We start from the raw sequence: 18,143 nt of genomic DNA, 5'->3' as shown, positions 1-18,143 counted from the left end.
GTCAGCATCATGCCACCTTGGCTGCACGTGACAGCTTGGCCTGCAACACCACCACCACGAACAGGAACAGACCGCGCACAACCGACTGCCAATAGGCGGAAAGCGAAATCCAGCCCATGCCGTTCTCGAAGTTGAGAATGGTGAAGATGATACCGAGAAGAAGTGCCCCGGCCAGCGTGCCGCCAATCGAACCGTTGCCGCCGGTGAGCAAGGTACCGCCCACCACGACCGAGGCGATGGCGAAGAGTTCCCAGCCCACGCCCTCGATCGGCTGGCCCGCGCCGAACTGCGAGGCAAGGATGACGCCAGCCATGCCAGCCATGCCGCCCGAGATGATGTAGACCCAGAAGATCGTGCGATCGACGGGAAGGCCCATGAGGCGCGAGGCTTCAGCGCCGCCGCCCACCGCCAGCACATGCCGCCCGAAGGCCGTGTGGTTGATGACGATGGCGCCGGCGATGTAGGCGGCGAGCGCGATGAATGCCGGCGTGGGAAAGCTCAGGATGAAACCGAGCGTGCTTCCGAAGATGCCCACGTCGTCAGCGTCCACCCACTCGGGACGCATGAAGCTCAACAGGTCACCCTGCCCGAGGTTCGTGAAATAGGTGTCGTAGGACACGGAGACCGACTGGTTGTTGGCCAGCAGGAGCGCGGTGCCCGATGCGGCCAGCATTGTCGCGAGTGTGGCGATGAACGGCAATATCTTGAGCCGGGTGATAAGAAGCGAATTGATGAGGCCTGCGAACAGTCCTGCGGCGACCCCGCCGGCGAGACCCGGCAGCAACCCGTATCCACTCAGATGAGCTGCAACGACACTCGAGAAAGCTGCGACCGAGCCAACCGAGAGGTCGATGCCACCGGTCATGATGACGAAGCACATGCCGAGCGCCACCAGCGCGAACATCGAATTGTAGCGCAACACCGTCTGGACATTGTAGGTGCCGATGAAACCGTCGTAGCGCCAGGCGCCGAGCAGCGTCAGGATCACCAGCACGGCGACCACCGCCATGCTCGGCGATATGCGGAAGCCCTTCATCATGCCTGCTCCTGCCGCTGCAGCCACACGGCCAGGACGATAAGACCCGCCTTGACGACAAGCGCCGCCGGATCGGGTACACCGTTGGCGAGAAGCGTATAGCGCACGAGTTGGATCACCAGTGCCCCCAATAGCGTGCCGACGATGGTGGCGCGGCCGCCCGAAAGCAGCGTGCCGCCGACGACGACCGCGGCGATGGCGTCAAGCTCCATGCCGAGGCCGATGAGGTTCGCATCCGCCGCGGAGTTCATGGCGATGACGATCAGGCCGGCAACACCGCTGCACATGCCGCAGATGCCATAGACCATAAACTTGATGCGGTTGACGGGGATGCCGGAAAGACGCGCCGCCGCCTCGTTGCCACCCACCGCGAGAACCTGCCGCCCAAAGACCGTCTTGTGAAGGACAAATGCCGCGACAACAACGATCGCCAGCATGATCCAGACCTGAAATGGAACACCGAGAACGCGGCCGATGGCGATGGCCTGGAACTCGGGAACCTTGAACACCTGCAGGTCGCCGTTGGTGGAAACCTGCGCGATGCCTCGGCCGGCAATGAACAGCACAAGCGTTGCAATGATCGGCTGAATCGAGAACCGGGTGATGAGCCAGCCATTGAAGAGCCCGAAGACGCCCGCGATGAGAATGGGAAAAACGATGCCGAGAGCAATTCCCACATAGAGATTGGGAATCGGGATGAGTTGGCCAGTAAAGAACATGGGCGACAGCGCGCCTGCAATGGCCATCAGCGAGCCGACCGACAGATCGATGCCGCCCGTGGCGATGACCAGCGTCATGCCGACACCGACGATGACGATCGTGCAGACCTGCGTGAGGTTCACGGCCAGTGTCTGCGCCGTGGCGAAGTTCGGCGTGACGATGAGGTTGAAGATGATGAGCAATATGAGGGCCAGTCCCACGCCATAGCGCTGGAAGAAGGCAGCGCGATCGAACGAGCGGGTCATCGGCTTCTTTTCGTCAACTGTCGCCGTCATGCTTCGTGTCCGTGCGCCATCGCATGCATGACTTCGCCCTCGGTGATGTTCTTGTGTTTGAATTGTGCGACTGTCTTCCCCTCGCGCAATACAAAGACGCGGTCCGCGCCCTCGACGATCTCTTCCAGTTCGGAGGAAATCATCAAAACGCCGAGCCCATCGCTGGCGAGGCGGCGGATCAGGGTCTGGATTTCAGCTTTGGCGCCAACATCGATGCCGCGTGTCGGCTCGTCGAGGATCAACAGTTTCGGGTTCATGCAGAGCCAGCGGGCGAGCAGGACCTTCTGCTGGTTGCCGCCGGAGAGTTCACGGATCTTCTGGTTCGGCCCCGAGCACTTGATGCCGATCTCCTTGATGAATCGCTCGACGATCACGCGCTGCTTCGCCTCATCGAGCATGCCTGAACGCGTGAGCGCCGGCATCAGCGCAAGCGTGAGGTTTTCCGCCACCGACATGCTGGGCACGATGCCTTGAGTCTTCCGGTCTTCCGAGCAGTAGCCCATGCCGGCGGCAATTGCATCGGCAGGCCCCTTGAACTCGGCCGGCTTGCCGTTGAACGTCACCGTGCCTGAAGTCTTGCGATCGGCCGCGAAGATTGCGCGTGCGGTCTCTGTCCGCCCTGACCCCAGAAGCCCTGCCAGCCCGATGATTTCACCGCGGCGGATATCGAGCGTTGCATCCTGCACGCGATGGCCCAGCGCCAGATGCTTCGCATCCAGCAGTTCGCCGCCGATATTGGCCGTGCCCCCTGCCTCGAACGCGGTGGCGCCGCGCTTTTTCACTTCCGCCAGATCACGGCCCAGCATGCCGGCGACGAGTTGCAGCTTGGTGATGTCGCCCATGGGCTGGACTGCAACCGTGCGGCCGTCCCGCATGATGGTGACGCGGTCGCACACCTGATAAAGCTCGTCCAGCTTGTGACTGACGAAGATGACCGCCACGCCTTCCGCCTTGAGCTGGCGGATGGTACGGAGCAGCACAGCCACCTCGGCCTCATCGAGCGAGGACGTGGGCTCGTCCATGATGACGAGCTTGGCGTTGAACGACACTGCGCGTGCGATCGCCACCATCTGCTGGACGGCGGTCGAAAATCGCTCAAGCGGCTCGCGCACGTCGACGCGCACATCGAAGCGCGCCAGCAAGGATGCAGACTCCGCATTCATCTTCGACCAGTCGAGCAGGCCGAAGCCGCGCTTTGGCTCGCGGCCGAGAAAGATGTTCTCGGCCACCGAGCGGTAGCCGATCAGGTTGATTTCCTGGAAAATGGTGCTGATGCCGGCACGCTGCGCCTGCTGCGGCGAGCCTGCCGTCCAGTCCTTGCCGTCAAATGAAATGGTGCCTGCGTCGCGGACATACGCGCCATTCAGGATCTTGATCATGGTGGACTTGCCGGCGCCGTTCTGGCCGACCAGTGCCATGATTTCGGCTGGCATGACCTCCAGCGAAGCGTCAACGAGTGCTGGCACACCGCCGAAGCTTTTGGATATGGCCTGCATCGAGAGAAGGGGAGACGTCATCGTACCTGCCACAGCGCATAAGAACGGTGTGGAAGCCTAGGGCTTCCACACCAGAGTTTGCAATGTCCGAAAACTCAGTAGGCTTCGGGCATGTATTCGGCCGCGTTCTCCTTGGTGAAGACGCGGTCGATGTTGACGAGGCGGGTTTCGAGCGTTTCGCCATTGCCATACTTCTCGATGGCGTCGAAGGCGGCCGGACCGAACTTCGGATTGCACTCGATGACGACAAGCACCTTTCCGTCGATCAGGGCCTGGGTCGCGTCCTTGGTGCCGTCGATCGAGGCGATGATCAGGTCCTTGCCCGGAACCTTGCCGGCCGCCTCCATGGCAGCGATGGCGCCCATGGTCATTTCATCGTTGTGCGAATAGAGCGCCGTCGCTTCCGGGTGCGCCTGATAGAGCGTCTCGAAGACCTGGCGGCCCTTGTCGCGTGCGAAGTCGCCGGACTGCGAGGCGATGATCTCCATGCCCGGATGGTCCTTGATGTAGTCGGCGAAGCCCTTCATGCGGTCATTGGCCGGAGAGCTTCCGACGGTGCCCTGCAACTCGATGATCTTGGCCTTGCCGCCAACGGCCTTGACCAGAACCTCGGCGGCCATCAGGCCTTCCTTCACGAAGTCCGAGCCGATGAAGGCTACATAGTCTTCGCCACCCTTGGCGAGTGACTGGTCGACGTTGCGGTCGATGAGGAGCAGCGGAATGCCGGCTTTCTTGGCTTCCATGACGGCAGGAATCAGAGGCTTTTCTTCACGCGGCGCGAGGAGGATGACGTCGACCTTCTGGGCGATCATGGAACGCACGTCGGCGACCTGCTTTGCCGCGGAACCCGCAGCGTCGGTGTAGACGAGCTGCCAGCCGCGCTTCTCGGCTTCCGCCTTCATGCTGGCTGTCTGTGCGAGACGCCAGGGATTGTTGCTCTCAGTCTGCGCGAAGCCGACCTTGTACTTGTCCTTCTTCTCAAGCTTGGGCAAAGCGGCATAAGCCGGGCGGATGGTGAAACCTGCAATCGAGAGGCCCCCGAGGGCCTGCAGAACGGTACGGCGATTCATCGACATCTTGACTCTCCCATGTGTGGCCACGCGTGATGATCACGCTCGGCGGGGCCATTGCCGCCTTCTACCTTATAAAACATCAGCGCAGACAGCAGACTGATCAATGAGCTTCTTCTGCCGGCCATGAAGATGCAGACTGCGAGATCGTGATCTCTATATGTAGTACAATTGCATATTGGCCACTTCGTCAAGCGTTGTAATGTTGTGCGGCGCAACAAGAGTGCACTTCCGCAAACTTGCGTACCTTCTCCACTGATCCGGCAGGAATTTCGTCAGCGGGGACTGTTGCACCTCGATTTTCCATGCGATGACTCGTCGCGAAACTCAGCTCGCGCACGGGCTACCCGGCAAGGCAATTCAGCGAGAAGACATGGCAAAGATTCATTCCGTCACCACCGGGTTCTTCCGGGTGCCTCTGCCCGAAGTTCTCACCGATTCAATGCACGGCATCATGCGCGATTTCGAACTTGTCACCGCAACGGTACGCGATGCCGATGGCGCCGAAGGTGTGGGCTACACTTTCACTGTGGGGCGCAACGGCGGCGCCATCGCCAATATTCTCGAACGCGAGATGTCGGAGATCGTCACTGGCCTCGATGCCGACTTTATCGAGGCGATCTGGATGAAGCTGTGGTGGGACATGCATTATGGCGGGCGCGGCGGCCCGACAGTCCTGGCTCTCTCCGCACTCGACATGGCGCTATGGGATCTCAAGGCAAAAAAGCTGTCGCAACCTTTGTGGAAACTGCTCGGCGGATTTTCAGACCGCGTGCCGTGTTATGCGGGCGGCATCGATCTGGAGCTTCCCCTGCCGGACTTGCTGAAGCAGACTGACCGCAATCTGGAGCGCGGCTTCCGTGCCATCAAGATGAAGGTTGGCCGCAAGCGCCTGTCGGAAGATGTGGAACGTGTCGCAGCGATGCGCAAACATCTGGGCGCGGATTTTCCGCTGATGGCGGACGCGAACATGAAATGGACGGTCGACGAGGCGATCCGCGCCGCGAGGGCTTTCGCTTCATCAGACCTGACCTGGCTGGAAGAGCCGATCTCGCCCGACGATATCGGCGGCCACGCCCGCGTGGTGCGCGAGGGAGGCCTTCCCATCGCTGCCGGCGAAAACCTGCGCAACCTGTGGGATTTCAGGCATCTGATCGCGTCGGGCGGTGTGACCTATCCTGAACCCGATGTCACCAATTGCGGCGGCATCACGCATTTCATGAAGATCGCCCATTTGGCCGAAGCCTTCAATCTGCCCGTCACGTCACATGGGGCGCATGATGTGACCGTGCATCTGCTGGCGGCCGCTCCGAACCGCTCCTATCTGGAGGCGCATGGCTTCGGGCTCGACCGCTTCATCGCAGAACCGCTGAAGATCGAGGATGGCTTTGCAATTGCGCCTTCAACCCCCGGACACGGCATCGTGTTCGATTGGAAGGGCTTAGCCGCCATCCGTGCCTGAGGACTTACACATATGATCGAGAGCTACGATTACATCGTCGTCGGCGGCGGATCGTCGGGATGCGTCGCGGCGGCGCGCCTTGTCACCGAAGGCAAGGCACGCGTGCTGCTCCTTGAAGGTGGCCACTCGCACCGCCATCCCCTACTCGACATGCCGCCCGGCATCTTCAAGATGATCAACGGCTCGAAGTTCATGCGGTATCATCAGACGGTGCCGCAGGAACATCTCGGCAATCGCGTGCATGACATTCCACAGGGCAACGTGCTTGGCGGCGGCTCCTCCGTCAACGCGCAGGTCTATATTCGCGGGCGGCCATCGGACTATGAAGAATGGCATGAACTCCTGCGTGGTGACAACGATTATCCCGGTTGGGGATGGAAGGACGTGCTGCCGCATTTCCGCGGAATGGAAGGCAACAACCGCCTGCAGAACGACCTGCACGGCAGCGAAGGCCCGTTGCTGGTTTCCGATCCGGGACACATCAACGAGGTGTCGCGCTGGTTCGTGCAGAGCGTTCAGGCGCTCGGCGTTCCGTTAAATCACGACTTCAACGGGCCAGCCCAGCAGGGTGTCGGATTCTACCAGTTCATGAATCGCGCGGGCAAGCGCAGCAGCGCGGCCTATGCCTTCATCGCGCCACTTCAGAACGATCCAAACCTGAAGCTCGAACTCAATGCGCGTGTGAGCAAGATCGATATCGAGAATGGCGCGGCAGTGGGCGTCACTTATCGCGACCGCACCGGGAATGAACGGAAAGCCCGCGCAAACCGAGAGATCATCATGGCGGCGGGGGCACTCGTCACACCACAGCTTCTGATGCTGTCGGGAATTGGCGATGCTGCGCAACTGAAGGCGCATGGTATCCACTGTGTGGCCGATCTGCCGGGTGTCGGGCAAAATCTGATCGATCATCCGGAAGTGCCGATCATTGCGCTCGCCAACGGCAAGTATGGTTATTATCGGCAAGGCGTGGGCTGGCGGATGCTGCTCAATGGCTTGCAGTTCAAGCTGTTCGGCTCAGGGACAATCTTGTCTGCGGGTGTCGAGGCTGGCGCATTCGTCAATCCCATCCATCCTGAAGCGGAACCCTCGATCCAGGCGTTCTGCGTCCCCATTGTCTACCTCGACCGTGACATCCTGACCCTGGTCGAGAATACCTATGGGCTGACCGTGACCACGGTTGTCATCAAGCCGAAGTCGCGTGGCGATGTGCGGCTCAGGTCCTCCAATCCCGAAGACATGCCGCTGGTGTCGCCAAATCTTCTCAAAGACCCGGACGACATGCGAACGATGATCGAGGGCCAGCGCTACTTCCTCCGGGCCTTCGATAAAACTCCGCTGGCGGGCCGCTACAACAAGATCGCCATTCCCGACCGGAGCAAGATCACGGACGAGGACCTCGCTGCGCATTGCAAGCGCTTCGTCAAGACCAACTACCACCCGACCGGCACCTGCCGCATGGGGCCCACGGGCGATCCGCTCGCGGTGCTGGATTCACGATTGAAGGTACGGGGCATTGAAAAGCTCCGCGTCTGCGATCTTTCCGCGATGCCGAATATCAATGGCGGCAACACCAATGCGCCAGCCATGATGATGGGCAGCCGTTGCGCGGAACTGATCCTGCAGTCATCTTAGGCTTGCGTTGCGATTTACAGGAGACGGGACGGAGCGATGATCGAAGAATTCGAGTTTGGAAAGATCGACGGGGTTCCCGTCAGAGGCTTCGTGTTGCGCAATGCCAATGGCTTGACCGCCAGGCTCATCAGCTACGGCGCGCGGCTGACCGAGTTTCATGCGCCCGGGCGGGATGGAAAGACGGCCGACATCGTGCTGGGTTTTGATGACCTCGCATCGTACATCGCCACCAACACCTATTTCGGCGCCACCTGCGGGCGCTATGGCAACCGCATCCGGAACGGCCGCTTTTCACTCGATGGAAAGCAGGTGCAGGTCGATTGCAACGAGGGCGCCAACCACCTGCATGGCGGCCGCGCCGGATTCGACCGCAAGATCTGGAACGCACATCCCGACGCGGGGAAGAATGCCGTCGTGTTCTCCATCGTCTCGCCCGATGGTGATCAGGGCTTTCCGGGCACCGTGCACCTGACCGCAACCTACCGGCTGACCGACGACAATGTGCTCGACATCTCGATGCGCGGCACGACGGACGCGCCGACCATTCTGAACGCCGTTCATCACACATACTGGAACCTCGCGGGGCAAGGCTCGGGCGACGTGCGCGACCAGCGCCTCAGGCTCAATGCCGATTTCTATACGCCGGTCGATGCGGAACTCATCACGACGGGAGAAGTGCTGGGCGTCGCGGGCACGATCTTCGACTTCCGCGAGGCCAAGCCCATCGGAACCGATATCGATGCGCTTCAGGATGTGGGCACGGGAAATCTCGTCGGCGGCGGCTATGACCACAACTGGTGCCTCAACGGTCCCGGCGATGGCCTGAGGCTTTGCGCCCATGTGGCCGATCCGCATTCCGGAAGAGGCTTCGAGCTATTCACCAATGAGCCCGGCGTGCAATTCTATACCGGAGGGTATCTCGATCAAAAAGTCATCGGCAAGCGCGGCCTGCCCTATTGCCGCTTTGCCGGTTACACGTTCGAGACACAGAAATTTCCCAACTCGCCGAACGTCGCGCATTTCCCCTCCAGCATCCTCAGGCCGGATGAGGTCTACGACCACCGCATGGTCTTCCGCTTCTTCGCGGAGTGAACCGCATCGTATTCATGAAAGCCGCCAGTTTGCGATGGTGAAGTGATGACAAGGAAAAATGACATGAACACTCTCTACAAGACCGCGCTTTCCGAACTCGGCACCGTGTTCGACCGCTTGAGTGATGCGGACGTGGATCGGGCCTGCCAGATGATCGCGGAAGCCAACAAGGTTGTGGTATTCGGCGGTGGCCGCGAGCGATTGCAGATCATGGGCTTTGCCATGCGCCTTTATCACATGGGCCGGAACGTGGCGGTCGAAGGCGACATGACGACGCCACCTGTGGGCAAGGGCGACCTCTTCATCGTGACTGTGGGCCCGGGCGAAATTTCCACCGCTCTGGCGCTGCTCGGCGTTGCCAAGTCTGCAGGCTCGAAGATCCTCGTGATCACGGCCCAGCCCAAGGGACGCGCTGCAGCCTACGCGGATTTCGTGCTGCATCTTCCAGCGCAGACCATGGCGGACGACCAGGGCGACAAGAAAACTTCCGTGCTGCCAATGGGCTCGCTCTATGAAGGGGCACTCTTTGTGCTGTTTGAAGTGATGGTTCTCAAGCTGGTCACCATGCTGAAGGTGACGCCGGAGGCGATGCGGGCCAACCACACAAATCTCGAGTGAGCTTGTGGCCTGCTCGGGCTAGCTTGCGCGTGGAACTCTCTCACCCTCATGGATTCATTCCGTTGATCCGGCGGGACTGGCGGTTTGCAATTCACCACAAGCGGGATCATTGACGATTCCTGTCCCCGCCGGAACGGAGACAGCAAGCCTGGCTCGATTTTTGCTGCGAGCAGGTTTTCGCACATGGTGATGCGAACGGTGGAATTACCTCCCGCGGAGTTCGGCTAGGCTTACTGCCGATTTGGAGCAAACTGGTAGCCTTGCTGACGCATCTTTTCGAACTCATCGCCAGGCGCGGCGATAGCCCCGCCGCAGTCGGCAGCCGGCAGCCGGGGTCGCGGGCCACTTCCCGGACCTAGAGCAACCGGCGGTCGACTGACCGCCGACAAGTTGCTCGAAAGCTTTGAATCCGGCGCATTTTCGCTTCGCAAGTGATTCCACTTGCTCCCCCAATGCGCTGGTCGACCTGCACCACCAATGGGGACAGGACCCATGAACATGGAAAGATGTCCTTGATGCGGAGTGTCTTTCACGTGAGTTCAGCGATCCACTGGACACAGTGCTGGCACATTCGAAGGACCGTTCTCCGAGGGGTCTCTCGAACGCCCCCGAATGGATGTGGTGGGTGCGTTCGCGGCACAGTCAGTCAGCACGCCGCAAGCATTCGCCCGTTGGGTCTTGGCGCGCCGGGCAACTGAATTTATTCTCCCATGACTGGAACAAGCCGTTCCGTCTTCACCGGATCCAGAACACGGTCGGTCAGCGTAGCCGCGATCCATATCGCGCCGAGTGTGATCCATGCCGTGACGGCGAAGACCGACGCCCCGGTGACGCCTGCGCCAACCGCGCAGCCACCTGCCAGCATGCCGCCAAAGCCCATCAGCGCGGCCCCGGCAAGATACCTTCGCATCGACTGGCCGTCATGGAATCCCTGCAAGACGAGTTCGCGCGACATGAACGCCGCGAGGAAGGAGCCGAGAAACACGCCAGGGACCAACCCGACGTCGAAATCGAGCAAAGTGCCCGGCTGCGAAAGAAACAGCATCAGTGTATCGGCGGAAGGCCCAGTGAAGGTGACGCTCTCGACTTGCACGGGATCAAAGGCCTGCTGCGACATGGATGATGTAAGCCACCATGCCAGTGGAATGGACAGCCCGACGCCGATGGCGGCGGCGCTGCGCCAGGTGCCTGCCCTGGCACGGATGGCGACGGCAACTCCGGCCAGAAGCCACATCGCGGCAAAGGCGATAGCAATGGATTGTGAGACTCCGGTGAATGCAATGAGGTCATTGCCACCGATCTGACCTGTGGTGAGACGTGACGCCATCCATTCGCGCACCGGTTGGAGGAAGCCGCGAAGACTCGCTTGCGCCACCACGGCAAAGACAAGGCCGGACAGAAGCGCCCTCAGGTTGCCGGTCGCCGACAGCACCAGGAGGCGGCTGGCGCAGCCGCGCGCCAGCACCATGCCCGCCCCGAACATCAGGCCGCCGATCGCGGCCCCTGACAGGCTTTGAGGTGACGCCAGTTGCCGGGCCTCGGCCAGATCGGCCATGCCACTCGTGGCGAGAAGCTGGGTGCCAGTGACGGCCGCACCAAAGGCCAGCAGCCAGATCGACAATTTCTGGCCCAGGCTGCCATGGGCGAATTCGAGGACCGCTGCCCGGAGGCAAAACCGGCTCTGCTGCGCGAAGGCGCCAAACACCAGCCCGACCAACAAGCCGATCGCCAGATTGGTGCCGTCTTCGCCCAGAACCTCGATCACTCCTGTCATGTCCATCGCCGCAGCCCCTCGCTCATGCCCGGTTCACTTTTCCACGCTGCAAGACAGATTGACTTTGATCCCGGTCAATCAGATATTAACATTCAAATAATTGCATGTTTAGTGGGAGTCACCGATGCCTGCAACCCGTGATCCGCATGCCAATGACCTGTGGCCGCTGTCGCGCCGAAAGTTCCTGACTCTGGCAGGTGTCAGCCTCACCATGCCGTGGACGAGTCGGTGGGCGTTGGCTGCGCCACTCGACATTGGAGGCGCCGAGGTGACGGTGGTGAGCGACGGCCAATTGAACCTGCCCCTGAGTTTCGTGCTGCCGGATATTCCCGAACCGGAGATCAAGACCCTGTTCGACGCCAACGGCATGGCGATGGAAGCCTTCGCCCCGGACTGCAATGTCACGTTGCTGCGAAAGGACGGGCGGCTGGCGATTTTCGATGCGGGATCGGGCTCCAATTTCATGCCGACTGCAGGAAAGTTGCTGGACGGGCTTTCGGCGGCAAGCATCGACCCCGCAGAGGTAACGGATGTCATCTTTACCCATGGCCATCCGGATCACTTGTGGGGCGTTCTCGATGACCTGGACGAACTGGTGTTCCCGAACGCGTCCTACCGGATGGGCAAGGCCGAATGGGACTTCTGGCGCGACCCCGGGACAGTCGAGGCCATGCCGGAGGAACGCAAGAGCTTCGCGGTTGGCGCCCAGACCCGGCTCGCCGCCATCGAGGAGAAGATCGTGCTGTTCGGTGCTGGTGAAGAAGTCTTCTCCGGAGTCGAAGCTGTCGACACGGCGGGGCATACGCCCGGGCACATGTCCTTCATGGTCCATGGCAGCAGCGATAAGGTGTTCATCGTCGGTGATGCCATCAGTCACGCGGTGATTTCGTTCCAGAAGCCGGACTGGCACTCGGGTTCTGACCAGGATGCTCCGCGCGGTGCGAAGACCCGAACCGCGCTGCTCGACAGGCTTGCGACGGAAAAGCCGCGCATCATTGGCTATCATCTGCCGCATCCCGGCATCGGCCGGGTCGAACGCAAGGACGCAGCCTTCGCCTTCGTCCCGGAGGAGTAGGCCGAGTGACTACTCGGCAGGTGCCCTGCCACGGCGTTGGAACATTGCAAAGCTTGAACCTTCGAGCAGATGGCCAAGCCCCATGCGGGCGCCGAGCACGATAGACACCACCACGATGGGTGCTGAGATCGCAAGCACCGAAAACGCCGATACGGCCTGCCCTATCGTGCATCCCATCGCCATGACGCCACCCACGCCCATGAGTGCCGCTCCCGCGATGTGGCGCGACAGTTCACGTGCGTCGTCGCAGGCCTCCCAGCGGACGTCGCGGCGGATCAGGGCCGCGCCGGCGGCGCCTGCAACAACACCCAGCACGAGGCCCACGCCATAGTCCGGCAGCACGCCGGTATAGGCGATGATCTGCATCACCGTATCGGCCACCGGCACGACAAAGGATCCGGCTTCGATCTGAACGGGAGCAAAGGCATGCGTGGCGGCAAGCGAAGTGACGAGCCATCCGGCTGCGATGCAGACACCGACGACGGCACCGGCCAGCATCCTGGTTCGCGCCTTGCGCGGAACGCCGCCGCCGAAGACGAAGGCCGCAAGACCCAGCGCAACAGCCACAGCAGTTGGCAAGGCAAGGTCGATGCCCACCAGGGCGGATATAATATCGCCAATAGACTGGCTCCGGGCGGGAGCAAGGTCGATTGCAACATCATCAACCGTCATGACGCGGAAGATCGACAGCAAGCCCTTCTGGGCAGCAAGCGCGAAAATCGACATCATGATGAGTGCGACAAGGGACTTGAGGCTGCCGCCGCCCAGCCGGACCAGCGCACCAAAACTGCAGGTGCCGGTCAATGCCATGCCATAGCCAAACATAAGACCGCCGGCGATGGCGCCTGTGAGGCCGAGAACGGGCGCTAGGTAGAACGACTGCGAGACATCGACGATACCTGAAAGCACCATCGCCTGCGTGAGAACAAGGGCCGTGAGTGTGGCGAGTGCCCAGCTCCGCAGGCCGTTCTTGTCGCCGGCATAAGCCCAGCGCTCGATGGCATTCAGCGAGCAGAAATGCGCATAACGTGCCGCAAATCCGGCTATGACGCCGATGGCGATGCCGCCTGCGAAGGGAAACCACTGCCAGCCGAGAATATCCACGATCACCTCGCCTGGAATGAACTGGGGCGTGAGAGCCTATGCCTGGGTGGAGCCGGGGTCAATTACTGCCGGGCTTGCGCTTGATCGGCGGGCGATGCGGGCGGCAGAATAGCTGGTGCAGTGTTTCGATCACGGAAGACACCTCCTCGCTGGCTATCGAGTAATAGATGCTGCGGCCATCGCGGCGGGCATTGACCAACCCGTCGAAACGCAGACGGGCCAGCTGCTGCGACACAGCGGCTTGCGGCATATCCATGATGTCTTCGAGCTCCGACACCGACTTCTCGCCCTCGGCGAGCAGACAGAGAATCAGCAACCGGTTTTCATGCGACAGGGCTTTCAGCATCTCGCTGGCCTTGCGGGCCTGATCAATGAGTTCCCGCTTCTCCTTGGCGGTGGCGGTTGAAAAACTTGGCAGGCTCATGATTTGACCGATGATTTGCACTTTTTGAATAGGTTGCGGAGACTGCGATGGCACATCTTTGTAACGGGTTCAACCTTCAGGTGAGAGAGGGGTTGCCGCGTCTGGCGGCAGCTTCGCGATCATCTCATCCAGCAAGAACCAGAAGAACTGGTCGCCGGCATAACCCCGCATGCGCGAAACCTCCCGTCCATCATGCACCAGTACGAAGCTCGGCGTGAAACGTTCCGGAGCAACCGCGCGCAGGTCCTCCGGCCAGGCCTTTGTGATGTCGACGCGGCGGAGCGGCGCTACCGCAGCCTGCTGCGTCTTGGGATAAGCCGCGCCGATCTCGGCCTCGAAGCGAAGGCACCAGGCGCAGCCGGGCTGGTGCAGCATCACCAGTTCCGCTGCCATGGCCGGAAGTGGCACCAACATCACGAGGCCCAAAACCATGCCCGCCATCGTTCTCATGCATATGCTCCAAAAATTCAGTTTGCAATATATATCAAAGACTGCATATTTTCAAAGAAAAGCGCTGAGCGCCGCTGCGGCAAATGGGAGTGACTGACTTGATGGACGTTTCCTACCCCGGCGCTTTGCTGGCGGGGCTCCTGTCGTTCATTTCGCCCTGTGTTCTTCCCATAGTGCCGCCCTACCTCGCCTATCTCGCGGGACTGAGTTTCGAGGAAATGCGGGACGAATCGGCGGGGCGTGCCCGCGAGCGGCGGATCGTGTTTGCCGCAATCGCCTTCGTGCTGGGCTTCACCACGGTCTTTGTGGCGCTTGGAGCGACGGCCAGCGTGATTGGTCAAACCATCGCGCAGTACTTTCACATCCTTTCGATCATTGCAGGCGTCATGATCATCATCATGGGCTTGCATTTCCTGGGGCTTTTCCGCATCGGGCTGCTCTACCGGGAGGCGCGGGTCAATGTCGGCAAGAAGCCCGCGGGCCTTGCCGGTGCCTACGTGATGGGGCTCGCCTTCGCTTTCGGCTGGACACCCTGCGTTGGACCGATCCTCGCGGCCATCTTGTTCATCGCCGGGTCAGAGGGAACAGCGTTGCGCGGCGCCAGCCTCCTTGCCACCTATTCGCTCGGCATAGGCGTGCCGTTCATCATCGCTGCGCTGTTTGCCAGCCGCTTCATCAAATGGGCGGCCCGGTTCCGGAAGAACCTGCCGGTGGTCGAAAGGGTGATGGGGGGATTGCTGGTGGCGACAGGCCTCCTGTTCATGACCGGGCAGATGTCGGCCATCGCCAACTGGCTGCTTCTTACTTTCCCTGCATTCTCCGAGATTGGCTGACCAGAAAAGGAAACTGATATGCCCAAGACACTTGTCGCCCTTCTGTTTGCAGCTTTGACCTTCGCGGCATTTCCGGCCAGCGCCACGACCGTCGGCGACGACGGCCTGCATAAGGAGGACTGGTTCTCGATAACCTTCCGCGACCTAAGGGAAGACATCGCGGCGGCAAATGAAGAAGGCAAGCGGCTGGCCATCGTCTTCGAGCAAAGGGGCTGCGTCTATTGCGCCAAGATGCATGAGGTGATCCTCGCCGACCCGGAAGTCGCCAGTTACATCAAGGCAAACTTCAAGGTGGTGCAGTACAACATGTTCGGCGACGAGGACGTGACCGACCTCGACGGCGAGACACTGACGGAGAAGACTGCCGCACGCAAATGGGGCTTCGTCTTCACTCCGACGATCGTCTTCCTCCCCGAAGAGGTGCCGCAAGGCAAGACCGCGGCCCAGGCAGCCGTCGCGATCATGCCGGGGGCCTTCGGCAAGTGGACTTTCCTCAACATGTTCAAGTGGGTGAGGGAGAAAGGCTACGAGGGCGACGAACATTTCCAGAAGTATCACGCCCGCATCATCAACGAATTGCGCGCCGCCGGCAGGCTCGATGCAGAGTAAGTCCGCAGGCTCTGTCCGACCTCATATTCAAATAATCATATTTTTCTATTGATGAAAGTTCGAAACGCAGTTAGCTTGACAAAAAAAGCAGAACAGACCGATCCGGAACAACTGGAGAGTTTCAAATGGGAGGAGCGTGCCGCATGAGAGTGGCTATCAGTACTATTGCGATCATCGCCACGCTGGCTGGAACATCCCTCAGCGTCGCGGCCGAAGTGGCGCCTGGTGACGTGAAGATTGCTGACCTTGCGGTCCCGGATTCGCTCACCGGTCAGCCCGGCGATGCCGAGGCCGGCGCAAAAACCTTCAAGGATGGCAAGGCCGGCAATTGCCTCGCCTGCCACACCAACAAGGCAATGTCGAAGGAACTTTTCCATGGCAACGTCGGCCCCACGCTCGACGGAGTGGCATCGCGCTACGAACCAGCTCAGCTGCGCGCCATCATCGTGAATGCCAAGGCAGTGTTCGGCAAGCAGACCACCATGCCCGGTTTCTACTCGCTGGATGTCGGAAAGGATGTCCGCGAAGAGTTCGTCGGCAAGACGGTCCTGACTGCACAGCAGGTCGAGGATGTGCTCGCCTACATCACCACGCTGAAAGACTGAGAATTCCCGAGAGGAGCATGATGGAAATGCACGTAACAAGACGACAGGCGCTGGCCCTTGGTGCGGGAGCGGCCGTGTTCACGCTGATGCCGGTTATATCCCGCGAGGCCTTGGCCTCCGCCGAGGACACCGACAAGATGATACAGGAGTTCACCGGCGGCAAGGCACCCGAGGCCGGCAAGATCACGCTGACGGCGCCTGAGATTGCCGAAAACGGCAATACGGTTCCGATTTCGGTTTCGGTCGAGAGCGCCATGACTGGCGACGATCTCGTCGACTCGGTCATCATCCTGGCGGACGGAAATCCCAACCCCGCTGTCATCACGTTTCATTTCACCGAAATGAGCGGCAAGGCCGATGCGACGACCCGCATGCGCCTCGCCAAAACCCAGAACGTCGTCGCCGTCGCGAAGATGAAGAACGGTGCCGTGTTCATGGACAAGAAGCAGGTCAAGGTCACCATCGGCGGCTGCGGCGGCTGAGCGAGAAAAGGACGAGACAAACATGGCAGCCCCAAAACCCCGCGTAAAAGTTCCGAAGACCGCATCGGCCGGCGAGATCATCGTGATCAAGACGCTGATCAGCCACGAAATGGAATCGGGTCAGCGCAAGGACAAGGATGGCAAGGTCATCCCCCGCAAGATCATCAACAAGTTCACCTGCGAGTTCAACGGCGCGAAGGTGTTCGAATGTGACATCGATCCGGCGATCTCGGCAAACCCCTACTTCGAGTTCAATGCCAAGGTTCCTGAAAGCGGTACGTTCAAGTTCAGCTGGGCCGATGATGACGGCTCGGTCTACGCCCACGAAGAAAAAATCGAAGTGAAGTGAGCCGTGTGGAGCCAGCCACACCAAGAGCCGGCCGGTCACATCATTTTTGGGAGGAACAGCCTGTGAAGAAGTCAATTTTATCGGCGTGCGCAGCAGCGGCGGTCATCGCGATGTCGGGCGCCGCCATGGTGAGTGCCGACCCCATCGATGCGAAGCTTGTGATCGACGGTCAGGAAATCTCCACCCGTGCCAAGGCGCCGGAGGGATATCCCTTTCCTGAGGTGATTTCAGGCTGGCTGTTCCGCGAAGCCGAGACCCGGGCACTGCAGGAAGACAGCTTCTCCAATCCGGGCATGCTGATCGTCGAAGAAGGCATTACGGCCTGGAGTGCGGTCGAAGGCACAGCGGGCAAGTCCTGTGCTTCATGCCATGGCGATGTGGCCGAGAGCATGAAGGGTGTGGGCGCGAAATATCCCACGTGGAATGCCGAGGCGAACAAGCCCTTCAATCTCGAACTTCAGATCAATGCCTGCCGCGAAAAGAACATGGGTGCCGAGCCCTACAAGTTCGACGACAAGGCGCAGATCGGCCTTACGGCGCTGATCAAGCATCAGTCATTGGGGCTTCCGATGTCGGTGGACCTTGAGCCAGGCGCAATGAAGTCGTGGTGGGAAAAGGGCAAGGACGTCTACTACACCCGGACCGGACAGCTCAATATGTCCTGCGCGACGTGCCATGAAGACAACATGGGCAAGATGATCCGTGCCGACCATCTGAGCCAGGGACAAGTCAACGGCTTCCCCACCTATCGCCTCAAGGACGGCATCAATTCGCTGCACAACCGCTTCCGCGGCTGCATCCGCGATACGCGTGCAACGATCCCGAAGGCATTTTCGGACGAACTCATGGCGCTTGAGGTTTACGTGACCTGGCGCGGTACGGGGTTGTCGATCGAGACTCCGTCAGTTCGTCAGTAATTGGAACCGGGTGGCATCACCGATGCCGCCTGGCGGCCACCGCAGTCCTGTGTGAGGACCGGCCGCGCACAGCGCTGGCCGGTCACTTCAGAGTTTTGCTCGACTTGGGGTTTCAGT

At 60.6% G+C, this 18,143-nt stretch carries 19 protein-coding genes; 11 read left to right on the top strand and 8 right to left on the bottom strand.

Annotated features, from left to right (window positions below):
- Positions 1-7 precede the first annotated feature (7 nt).
- From ACEW8Q_RS19410 to ACEW8Q_RS19395, 4 genes are all read right to left on the bottom strand, one after another.
- Positions 8-1,036 (bottom strand): ABC transporter permease, encoded by a 1,029-nt coding sequence (locus tag ACEW8Q_RS19410; RefSeq protein ID WP_373505727.1) that lies wholly within the window; start codon positions 1,034-1,036, stop codon positions 8-10.
- Complete coding sequence (locus tag ACEW8Q_RS19405) at positions 1,036-2,001, bottom strand: ABC transporter permease (RefSeq protein WP_373505726.1); 966 nt, start codon at positions 1,999-2,001, stop codon at positions 1,036-1,038. Before ACEW8Q_RS19405 ends, ACEW8Q_RS19410 begins: the two co-directional genes overlap by 1 nt.
- 26 nt (positions 2,002-2,027) lie before the next feature.
- Positions 2,028-3,548, bottom strand: a complete 1,521-nt coding sequence (locus ACEW8Q_RS19400; RefSeq protein ID WP_373505708.1) for a sugar ABC transporter ATP-binding protein — start codon at positions 3,546-3,548, stop codon at positions 2,028-2,030.
- Positions 3,549-3,622: 74 nt separating this feature from the next.
- Positions 3,623-4,603, bottom strand: coding sequence for an ABC transporter substrate-binding protein (locus tag ACEW8Q_RS19395; protein ID WP_373505707.1), 981 nt, complete (start codon positions 4,601-4,603; stop codon positions 3,623-3,625).
- A gap of 367 nt (positions 4,604-4,970) precedes the next feature.
- Between ACEW8Q_RS19395 and ACEW8Q_RS19390 the strand changes: the two genes are divergently transcribed.
- The 4 genes from ACEW8Q_RS19390 (at position 4,971) to ACEW8Q_RS19375 (ending at position 9,404) form a co-directional block, all read left to right on the top strand.
- Positions 4,971-6,059, top strand: coding sequence for a mandelate racemase/muconate lactonizing enzyme family protein (locus tag ACEW8Q_RS19390; protein WP_373505706.1), 1,089 nt, complete (start codon positions 4,971-4,973; stop codon positions 6,057-6,059).
- A 12-nt stretch (positions 6,060-6,071) separates the two neighbouring features.
- Positions 6,072-7,694, top strand: coding sequence for a GMC family oxidoreductase (locus ACEW8Q_RS19385; protein ID WP_373505705.1), 1,623 nt, complete (start codon positions 6,072-6,074; stop codon positions 7,692-7,694).
- Between the two features lie 36 nt (positions 7,695-7,730).
- Positions 7,731-8,786 (top strand): aldose epimerase family protein, encoded by a 1,056-nt coding sequence (locus ACEW8Q_RS19380; protein WP_373505704.1) that lies wholly within the window; start codon positions 7,731-7,733, stop codon positions 8,784-8,786.
- 63 nt (positions 8,787-8,849) lie between these two features.
- Positions 8,850-9,404 (top strand): SIS domain-containing protein, encoded by a 555-nt coding sequence (locus ACEW8Q_RS19375; RefSeq protein ID WP_373505703.1) that lies wholly within the window; start codon positions 8,850-8,852, stop codon positions 9,402-9,404.
- Between the two features lie 700 nt (positions 9,405-10,104).
- On the opposite strand, the gene ACEW8Q_RS19370 is transcribed toward ACEW8Q_RS19375, so the two are convergent.
- The gene (locus tag ACEW8Q_RS19370) at positions 10,105-11,184 is read right to left on the bottom strand and encodes a YeeE/YedE family protein (RefSeq protein ID WP_373505702.1); all 1,080 of its coding nucleotides are present in this window, start codon (positions 11,182-11,184) and stop codon (positions 10,105-10,107) included.
- A 118-nt stretch (positions 11,185-11,302) separates the two neighbouring features.
- Here ACEW8Q_RS19370 and ACEW8Q_RS19365 point away from each other — a divergent pair, with 118 nt between their 5' ends.
- On the top strand, positions 11,303-12,253 hold the full coding sequence (locus ACEW8Q_RS19365; RefSeq protein WP_373505701.1) for an MBL fold metallo-hydrolase: 951 nt from the start codon (positions 11,303-11,305) through the stop codon (positions 12,251-12,253).
- A 9-nt stretch (positions 12,254-12,262) separates the two neighbouring features.
- Here the strand turns inward: ACEW8Q_RS19365 and ACEW8Q_RS19360 are convergent, their stop codons facing one another.
- From ACEW8Q_RS19360 to ACEW8Q_RS19350, 3 genes are all read right to left on the bottom strand, one after another.
- On the bottom strand, positions 12,263-13,357 hold the full coding sequence (locus ACEW8Q_RS19360) for a YeeE/YedE family protein (RefSeq protein WP_373505700.1): 1,095 nt from the start codon (positions 13,355-13,357) through the stop codon (positions 12,263-12,265).
- A gap of 58 nt (positions 13,358-13,415) precedes the next feature.
- Positions 13,416-13,781, bottom strand: coding sequence for an ArsR/SmtB family transcription factor (locus tag ACEW8Q_RS19355; RefSeq protein WP_373505699.1), 366 nt, complete (start codon positions 13,779-13,781; stop codon positions 13,416-13,418).
- Positions 13,782-13,850: 69 nt separating this feature from the next.
- The gene (locus ACEW8Q_RS19350; protein WP_373505698.1) at positions 13,851-14,231 is read right to left on the bottom strand and encodes a transcriptional regulator; all 381 of its coding nucleotides are present in this window, start codon (positions 14,229-14,231) and stop codon (positions 13,851-13,853) included.
- A 98-nt stretch (positions 14,232-14,329) separates the two neighbouring features.
- Between ACEW8Q_RS19350 and ACEW8Q_RS19345 the strand changes: the two genes are divergently transcribed.
- From ACEW8Q_RS19345 to soxA, 6 genes are all read left to right on the top strand, one after another.
- Entirely contained in the window at positions 14,330-15,064 is a 735-nt protein-coding gene (locus ACEW8Q_RS19345) for a cytochrome c biogenesis CcdA family protein (RefSeq protein ID WP_373505697.1), read from the top strand.
- 18 nt (positions 15,065-15,082) lie between these two features.
- Entirely contained in the window at positions 15,083-15,673 is a 591-nt protein-coding gene (locus ACEW8Q_RS19340) for a SoxW family protein (RefSeq protein WP_373505696.1), read from the top strand.
- 143 nt (positions 15,674-15,816) lie between these two features.
- Complete coding sequence (gene soxX, locus ACEW8Q_RS19335) at positions 15,817-16,278, top strand: sulfur oxidation c-type cytochrome SoxX (RefSeq protein WP_373505695.1); 462 nt, start codon at positions 15,817-15,819, stop codon at positions 16,276-16,278.
- 26 nt (positions 16,279-16,304) lie between these two features.
- On the top strand, positions 16,305-16,760 hold the full coding sequence (soxY, locus tag ACEW8Q_RS19330; RefSeq protein WP_373505725.1) for a thiosulfate oxidation carrier protein SoxY: 456 nt from the start codon (positions 16,305-16,307) through the stop codon (positions 16,758-16,760).
- Positions 16,761-16,782: 22 nt separating this feature from the next.
- On the top strand, positions 16,783-17,109 hold the full coding sequence (gene soxZ / locus ACEW8Q_RS19325) for a thiosulfate oxidation carrier complex protein SoxZ (RefSeq protein ID WP_373505694.1): 327 nt from the start codon (positions 16,783-16,785) through the stop codon (positions 17,107-17,109).
- Between the two features lie 110 nt (positions 17,110-17,219).
- Positions 17,220-18,026 (top strand): sulfur oxidation c-type cytochrome SoxA, encoded by an 807-nt coding sequence (gene soxA / locus ACEW8Q_RS19320; RefSeq protein WP_373505724.1) that lies wholly within the window; start codon positions 17,220-17,222, stop codon positions 18,024-18,026.
- The last annotated feature ends 117 nt before the right edge of the window (positions 18,027-18,143 follow it).

This window comes from Aestuariivirga sp., assembly GCF_041738905.1.
In the GTDB taxonomy this organism is placed as follows: domain Bacteria; phylum Pseudomonadota; class Alphaproteobacteria; order Rhizobiales; family Aestuariivirgaceae; genus Aestuariivirga.
The sequence above is the reverse complement of the archived record's forward strand: the minus strand, read 5'-3'. Positions and strand labels throughout refer to the sequence as shown.

Coding starts and splice junctions, on each gene's coding strand:
- soxA (WP_373505724.1), top strand. CDS start 17,220: ATGTCGGGCGCCGCCATGGTGAGTGCCGACCCCATCGATGCGAAGCTT.
- ACEW8Q_RS19385 (WP_373505705.1), top strand. CDS start 6,072: ATGATCGAGAGCTACGATTACATCGTCGTCGGCGGCGGATCGTCGGGA.
- soxY (WP_373505725.1), top strand. CDS start 16,305: ATGCACGTAACAAGACGACAGGCGCTGGCCCTTGGTGCGGGAGCGGCC.
- soxZ (WP_373505694.1), top strand. CDS start 16,783: ATGGCAGCCCCAAAACCCCGCGTAAAAGTTCCGAAGACCGCATCGGCC.
- ACEW8Q_RS19340 (WP_373505696.1), top strand. CDS start 15,083: ATGCCCAAGACACTTGTCGCCCTTCTGTTTGCAGCTTTGACCTTCGCG.
- ACEW8Q_RS19405 (WP_373505726.1), bottom strand. CDS start 2,001: ATGACCCGCTCGTTCGATCGCGCTGCCTTCTTCCAGCGCTATGGCGTG.
- ACEW8Q_RS19390 (WP_373505706.1), top strand. CDS start 4,971: ATGGCAAAGATTCATTCCGTCACCACCGGGTTCTTCCGGGTGCCTCTG.
- ACEW8Q_RS19380 (WP_373505704.1), top strand. CDS start 7,731: ATGATCGAAGAATTCGAGTTTGGAAAGATCGACGGGGTTCCCGTCAGA.
- soxX (WP_373505695.1), top strand. CDS start 15,817: ATGAGAGTGGCTATCAGTACTATTGCGATCATCGCCACGCTGGCTGGA.
- ACEW8Q_RS19400 (WP_373505708.1), bottom strand. CDS start 3,548: ATGACGTCTCCCCTTCTCTCGATGCAGGCCATATCCAAAAGCTTCGGC.
- ACEW8Q_RS19395 (WP_373505707.1), bottom strand. CDS start 4,603: ATGTCGATGAATCGCCGTACCGTTCTGCAGGCCCTCGGGGGCCTCTCG.
- ACEW8Q_RS19370 (WP_373505702.1), bottom strand. CDS start 11,184: ATGGACATGACAGGAGTGATCGAGGTTCTGGGCGAAGACGGCACCAAT.
- ACEW8Q_RS19350 (WP_373505698.1), bottom strand. CDS start 14,231: ATGAGAACGATGGCGGGCATGGTTTTGGGCCTCGTGATGTTGGTGCCA.
- ACEW8Q_RS19355 (WP_373505699.1), bottom strand. CDS start 13,781: ATGAGCCTGCCAAGTTTTTCAACCGCCACCGCCAAGGAGAAGCGGGAA.
- ACEW8Q_RS19365 (WP_373505701.1), top strand. CDS start 11,303: ATGCCTGCAACCCGTGATCCGCATGCCAATGACCTGTGGCCGCTGTCG.
- ACEW8Q_RS19410 (WP_373505727.1), bottom strand. CDS start 1,036: ATGAAGGGCTTCCGCATATCGCCGAGCATGGCGGTGGTCGCCGTGCTG.
- ACEW8Q_RS19375 (WP_373505703.1), top strand. CDS start 8,850: ATGAACACTCTCTACAAGACCGCGCTTTCCGAACTCGGCACCGTGTTC.